At 50.7% G+C, this 6,418-nt stretch carries 9 tRNA genes and 3 rRNA genes; all 12 read right to left on the bottom strand.

Annotated elements, in window-relative coordinates:
* Window positions 1–175: 175 nt before the first annotated feature.
* The 12 genes from AC0VX7_RS00535 to AC0VX7_RS00480 all read right to left on the bottom strand — a co-directional run bounded on the left by AC0VX7_RS00535 (window position 176) and on the right by AC0VX7_RS00480 (window position 6,152).
* Window positions 176–251, bottom strand: a tRNA-Ala gene (locus tag AC0VX7_RS00535).
* 14 nt (window positions 252–265) lie between these two features.
* A tRNA-Pro gene (locus AC0VX7_RS00530) sits at window positions 266–342 on the bottom strand.
* Between the two features lie 18 nt (window positions 343–360).
* Window positions 361–437: transfer RNA gene (locus AC0VX7_RS00525), tRNA-Arg, on the bottom strand.
* A gap of 23 nt (window positions 438–460) precedes the next feature.
* Window positions 461–549 (bottom strand) — tRNA-Leu (locus AC0VX7_RS00520).
* A gap of 7 nt (window positions 550–556) precedes the next feature.
* Window positions 557–631: transfer RNA gene (locus AC0VX7_RS00515), tRNA-Gly, on the bottom strand.
* Between the two features lie 36 nt (window positions 632–667).
* Window positions 668–752 (bottom strand) — tRNA-Leu (locus AC0VX7_RS00510).
* Window positions 753–816: 64 nt separating this feature from the next.
* Window positions 817–892, bottom strand: a tRNA-Lys gene (locus tag AC0VX7_RS00505).
* A 10-nt stretch (window positions 893–902) separates the two neighbouring features.
* Window positions 903–975, bottom strand: a tRNA-Thr gene (locus AC0VX7_RS00500).
* A gap of 178 nt (window positions 976–1,153) precedes the next feature.
* A tRNA-Val gene (locus tag AC0VX7_RS00495) sits at window positions 1,154–1,229 on the bottom strand.
* An 8-nt stretch (window positions 1,230–1,237) separates the two neighbouring features.
* Window positions 1,238–1,353, bottom strand: a 5S ribosomal RNA gene (gene rrf, locus AC0VX7_RS00490).
* A 104-nt stretch (window positions 1,354–1,457) separates the two neighbouring features.
* Window positions 1,458–4,392 (bottom strand): 23S ribosomal RNA (locus tag AC0VX7_RS00485).
* A gap of 209 nt (window positions 4,393–4,601) precedes the next feature.
* A 16S ribosomal RNA gene (locus tag AC0VX7_RS00480) occupies window positions 4,602–6,152 on the bottom strand.
* Together the 16S, 23S and 5S rRNA genes with 9 tRNA genes alongside form the textbook arrangement of a ribosomal RNA operon.
* Window positions 6,153–6,418: the final 266 nt, after the last annotated feature.

Raw genomic sequence — 6,418 nt, 5'->3', positions numbered from 1 at the left:
GAGTTAGCTCATAAAGTTAAAACGTTGGCTCATGTTCTTCTATAATAGAAGTCATGATCATTTATTGTTTGTTGACGCTTGTTTGTTTAGTTTTCAAAGAACAATTCACCGACCAACTCATCACGTCAGCTTTATTATACTAACATGTATGAATAATATGGTCAAATGTTTTTTATGGTGGAGCCTAGCGGGATCGAACCGCTGACCTCCTGCGTGCAAGGCAGGCGCTCTCCCAGCTGAGCTAAGGCCCCAGATTAAATTAAGATGGTCGGGAAGACAGGATTCGAACCTGCGACCCCTTGGTCCCAAACCAAGTGCTCTACCAAGCTGAGCTACTCCCCGTTATATGAGTAAAAATAATGGCGCGCCCGAAAGGAGTCGAACCCATAACCTTCTGATCCGTAGTCAGACGCTCTATCCAATTGAGCTACGGGCGCATATTTAATAGTTTTAGCTAACTTGGTGCCGAGGACCGGAATCGAACCGGTACGGTAGTCACCTACCGCAGGATTTTAAGTCCTGTGCGTCTGCCAGTTCCGCCACCCCGGCTAAGAAATGGAGCGGAAGACGGGATTCGAACCCGCGACCCCAACCTTGGCAAGGTTGTATTCTACCACTGAACTACTTCCGCATTTATGGAAAGTTATTTTGCTAGCGCAAAAAACTTTGGTGCGGGTGAAGGGAGTCGAACCCCCACGCCTTGCGGCGCCAGATCCTAAGTCTGGTGCGTCTGCCAATTCCGCCACACCCGCATATGAGAATGATTTCGCTAGCGCGAAAATTAAGGATGTTTTTTTCATTGTCGTGAAAAAAACATGGTGAGCCATGAAGGACTCGAACCTTCGACCCTCTGATTAAAAGTCAGATGCTCTACCGACTGAGCTAATGGCTCGTACAAAAGGTGCCGGCAAGAGGACTTGAACCCCCAACCTACTGATTACAAGTCAGTTGCTCTACCAATTGAGCTACACCGGCATAGTGTGTAAAAATCATTAATATTGAACCCTGGACAAGTATTCGTCGTCCTGATCTCAGTAAGCTGAATCAAGCAGCAGCTCGATCAGTACGCTGATGTTTTTCAAAGGAGCATATTCGTTCGTGCTCTACCAATTGAGCTACACCGGCATTTGTGGTTTTCTTCGTAGAAAATATATGGTGGAGGATGACGGGATCGAACCGCCGACCCTCTGCTTGTAAGGCAGATGCTCTCCCAGCTGAGCTAATCCTCCATATATATGCCCGGCGGCGTCCTACTCTCACAGGAGGAAACCCCCAACTACCATCGGCGCTGAGAAGCTTAACTTCCGTGTTCGGTATGGGAACGGGTGTGACCTTCTCGCTATCGCCACCAGACTATTTAATTAAGGAAAGGACAGTTATTTTGCTTCGCAAAAAACTTTATTCCCTCAAAACTAGATAATGTGTAAGAAGAATTCAAGAAGAACGAGTAATCTATTTTGGTTAAGTCCTCGAACGATTAGTATCAGTCAGCTCCACACGTCACCGCGCTTCCACCTCTGACCTATCAACCTGATCATCTTTCAGGGTTCTTACTAGCTTGCGCTATGGGAAATCTCATCTTGAGGGGGGCTTCATGCTTAGATGCTTTCAGCACTTATCCCGTCCGCACATAGCTACCCAGCGATGCCTTTGGCAAGACAACTGGTACACCAGCGGTGCGTCCATCCCGGTCCTCTCGTACTAAGGACAGCTCCTCTCAAATTTCCTGCGCCCACGACGGATAGGGACCGAACTGTCTCACGACGTTCTGAACCCAGCTCGCGTACCGCTTTAATGGGCGAACAGCCCAACCCTTGGGACCGACTACAGCCCCAGGATGCGATGAGCCGACATCGAGGTGCCAAACCTCCCCGTCGATGTGGACTCTTGGGGGAGATAAGCCTGTTATCCCCGGGGTAGCTTTTATCCGTTGAGCGATGGCCCTTCCATGCGGAACCACCGGATCACTAAGCCCGACTTTCGTCCCTGCTCGACTTGTAGGTCTCGCAGTCAAGCTCCCTTGTGCCTTTACACTCTGCGAATGATTTCCAACCATTCTGAGGGAACCTTTGGGCGCCTCCGTTACTCTTTAGGAGGCGACCGCCCCAGTCAAACTGCCCACCTGACACTGTCTCCCGCCCCGATCAGGGGCGTGGGTTAGAATTTCAATACAGCCAGGGTAGTATCCCACCGACGCCTCCACCGAAGCTGGCGCTCCGGTTTCTCAGGCTCCTACCTATCCTGTACAAGCTGTACCAAAATTCAATATCAGGCTACAGTAAAGCTCCACGGGGTCTTTCCGTCCTGTCGCGGGTAACCTGCATCTTCACAGGTACTATAATTTCACCGAGTCTCTCGTTGAGACAGTGCCCAGATCGTTACGCCTTTCGTGCGGGTCGGAACTTACCCGACAAGGAATTTCGCTACCTTAGGACCGTTATAGTTACGGCCGCCGTTTACTGGGGCTTCGATTCAGAGCTTCGCGTGAGCTAACCCCTCCTCTTAACCTTCCAGCACCGGGCAGGCGTCAGCCCCTATACTTCGCCTTGCGGCTTCGCAGAGACCTGTGTTTTTGCTAAACAGTCGCCTGGGCCTATTCACTGCGGCTCATCTAGGCTATTCACCCAAATGAGCACCCCTTCTCCCGAAGTTACGGGGTCATTTTGCCGAGTTCCTTAACGAGAGTTCTCTCGCTCACCTTAGGATTCTCTCCTCGCCTACCTGTGTCGGTTTGCGGTACGGGCACCTTTTATCTCGCTAGAGGCTTTTCTTGGCAGTGTGGAATCAGGAACTTCGGTACTATATTTCCCTCGCTGTCACAGCTCAGCCTTCACGCAAGCGGGATTTGCCTCACTTGCAGCCTAACTGCTTAGACGCGCATATCCAACAGCGCGCTTACCCTATCCTACTGCGTCCCCCCATTGCTCAAACGATAAAGAGGTGGTACAGGAATATCAACCTGTTGTCCATCGCCTACGCCTTTCGGCCTCGGCTTAGGTCCCGACTAACCCTGAGAGGACGAGCCTTCCTCAGGAAACCTTGGGCATTCGGTGGATGGGATTCTCACCCATCTTTCGCTACTCATACCGGCATTCTCACTTCTAAGCGCTCCACCAGTCCTTACGGTCTGACTTCAACGCCCTTAGAACGCTCTCCTACCACTGACATCTAAGATGTCAATCCACAGCTTCGGTGATACGTTTAGCCCCGGTACATTTTCGGCGCAGAGTCACTCGACCAGTGAGCTATTACGCACTCTTTAAATGGTGGCTGCTTCTAAGCCAACATCCTGGTTGTCTAAGCAACTCCACATCCTTTTCCACTTAACGTATACTTTGGGACCTTAGCTGGTGGTCTGGGCTGTTTCCCTTTTGACTACGGATCTTATCACTCGCAGTCTGACTCCCACGGATAAGTCTTTGGCATTCGGAGTTTGTCTGAATTCGGTAACCCGATGAGGGCCCCTAGTCCAAACAGTGCTCTACCTCCAAGACTCTTACAACGTGAGGCTAGCCCTAAAGCTATTTCGGAGAGAACCAGCTATCTCCAAGTTCGATTGGAATTTCTCCGCTACCCACACCTCATCCCCGCACTTTTCAACGTGCGTGGGTTCGGGCCTCCAGTTGGTGTTACCCAACCTTCACCCTGGACATGGGTAGATCACCTGGTTTCGGGTCTACGACCACATACTCATTCGCCCTATTCAGACTCGCTTTCGCTGTGGCTCCGTCTTCTCAACTTAACCTTGCATGTAATCGTAACTCGCCGGTTCATTCTACAAAAGGCACGCCATCACCCATTAACGGGCTCTGACTACTTGTAGGCACACGGTTTCAGGATCTATTTCACTCCCCTTCCGGGGTGCTTTTCACCTTTCCCTCACGGTACTGGTTCACTATCGGTCACTAGGGAGTATTTAGCCTTGGGAGATGGTCCTCCCAGCTTCCGACGGGATTTCTCGTGTCCCGCCGTACTCAGGATCCACTCAGGAGGGAACGAAGTTTCAACTACAGGGTTTTTACCTTCTCTGACGGGCCTTTCCAGACCACTTCATCTACCCCGTTCCTTTGTAACTCCATGTTGAGTGTCCTACAACCCCAAGAGGCAAGCCTCTTGGTTTGGGCTATGTCCCGTTTCGCTCGCCGCTACTCAGGGAATCGCGTTTGCTTTCTCTTCCTCCGGGTACTTAGATGTTTCAGTTCCCCGGGTCTGCCTTCAATACCCTATGTATTCAGGTAAAGATACTGTTCCATTACGAACAGTGGGTTTCCCCATTCGGAAATCTCCGGATCAAAGCTTACTTACAGCTCCCCGAAGCATATCGGTGTTAGTCCCGTCCTTCATCGGCTCCTAGTGCCAAGGCATCCACCGTGCGCCCTTTCTAACTTAACCTAAAAGGTCATTTCTCTATTAAATAGAGAGAAAAACTAAAATGGCGATTACTCGGTTTTTTTCTTGGTTCTTCTTACTTACGATTATCTAGTTTTCAAGGAACAAAAAAAGCTTTGAGGCAATTGCTCCCTCAAAACTAAACAAACAAGCGTACAACATCATAGACCATAAGGTCTAAGTTCCGATTGCCATTACGGCAATATCCTTAGAAAGGAGGTGATCCAGCCGCACCTTCCGATACGGCTACCTTGTTACGACTTCACCCCAATCATCTGTCCCACCTTAGGCGGCTGGCTCCATAAAGGTTACCCCACCGACTTCGGGTGTTACAAACTCTCGTGGTGTGACGGGCGGTGTGTACAAGGCCCGGGAACGTATTCACCGCGGCATGCTGATCCGCGATTACTAGCGATTCCGGCTTCATGCAGGCGAGTTGCAGCCTGCAATCCGAACTGAGAATGGATTTATGGGATTGGCTCGACCTCGCGGCTTCGCGACCCTTTGTTCCATCCATTGTAGCACGTGTGTAGCCCAGGTCATAAGGGGCATGATGATTTGACGTCATCCCCACCTTCCTCCGGTTTGTCACCGGCAGTCACCTTAGAGTGCCCAACTGAATGCTGGCAACTAAGATCAAGGGTTGCGCTCGTTGCGGGACTTAACCCAACATCTCACGACACGAGCTGACGACAACCATGCACCACCTGTCACTCTGTCCCCCGAAGGGGAACGCCCTATCTCTAGGGTTGTCAGAGGATGTCAAGACCTGGTAAGGTTCTTCGCGTTGCTTCGAATTAAACCACATGCTCCACCGCTTGTGCGGGCCCCCGTCAATTCCTTTGAGTTTCAGCCTTGCGGCCGTACTCCCCAGGCGGAGTGCTTAATGCGTTTGCTGCAGCACTAAAGGGCGGAAACCCTCTAACACTTAGCACTCATCGTTTACGGCGTGGACTACCAGGGTATCTAATCCTGTTCGCTCCCCACGCTTTCGCGCCTCAGCGTCAGTTACAGACCAGAGAGCCGCCTTCGCCACTGGTGTTCCTCCACATCTCTACGCATTTCACCGCTACACGTGGAATTCCGCTCTCCTCTTCTGCACTCAAGTTCCCCAGTTTCCAATGACCCTCCCCGGTTGAGCCGGGGGCTTTCACATCAGACTTAAGGAACCGCCTGCGCGCGCTTTACGCCCAATAATTCCGGACAACGCTTGCCACCTACGTATTACCGCGGCTGCTGGCACGTAGTTAGCCGTGGCTTTCTGGTCAGGTACCGTCAAGGTACCGGCAGTTACTCCGGTACTTGTTCTTCCCTGACAACAGAACTTTACGACCCGAAGGCCTTCATCGTTCACGCGGCGTTGCTCCGTCAGACTTTCGTCCATTGCGGAAGATTCCCTACTGCTGCCTCCCGTAGGAGTCTGGGCCGTGTCTCAGTCCCAGTGTGGCCGATCACCCTCTCAGGTCGGCTACGCATCGTTGCCTTGGTGAGCCGTTACCTCACCAACTAGCTAATGCGCCGCGGGCCCATCTGTAAGTGACAGCCGAAACCGTCTTTCAGCTTTCCCTCATGTGAGGGAAAGGATTATCCGGTATTAGCTCCGGTTTCCCGAAGTTATCCCAGTCTTACAGGCAGGTTGCCCACGTGTTACTCACCCGTCCGCCGCTGATCTTCAAAAGCAAGCTAATGAAGATCCGCTCGACTTGCATGTATTAGGCACGCCGCCAGCGTTCGTCCTGAGCCAGGATCAAACTCTCCAAGAAAGAGTTATGAGTTAGCTCATAAAGTTAAAACGTTGGCTCATGTTCTTCTATAATAGAAGCCATGATTATTTATTGTTTGTTGACGCTTGTTTGTTTAGTTTTCAAAGAACAATTTGTTCTGCTGCTCCGTTAGAAGCAACTCTTATATATTATCAGGTTCAAAACCCGATGTCAATAAGTTTTTTTTATTTTCTTTGTTGCTAACTAAGTAGCTCGTAGCAACAGATATAAATATAGCACCTTTATTCTACAATAGCAATATCTTT

The organism is Mesobacillus sp. QJM3NY_10, assembly GCF_056173465.1.
Note: the sequence above shows the minus strand (reverse complement) of the source record. Positions and strands in the feature narration are given on the sequence as shown.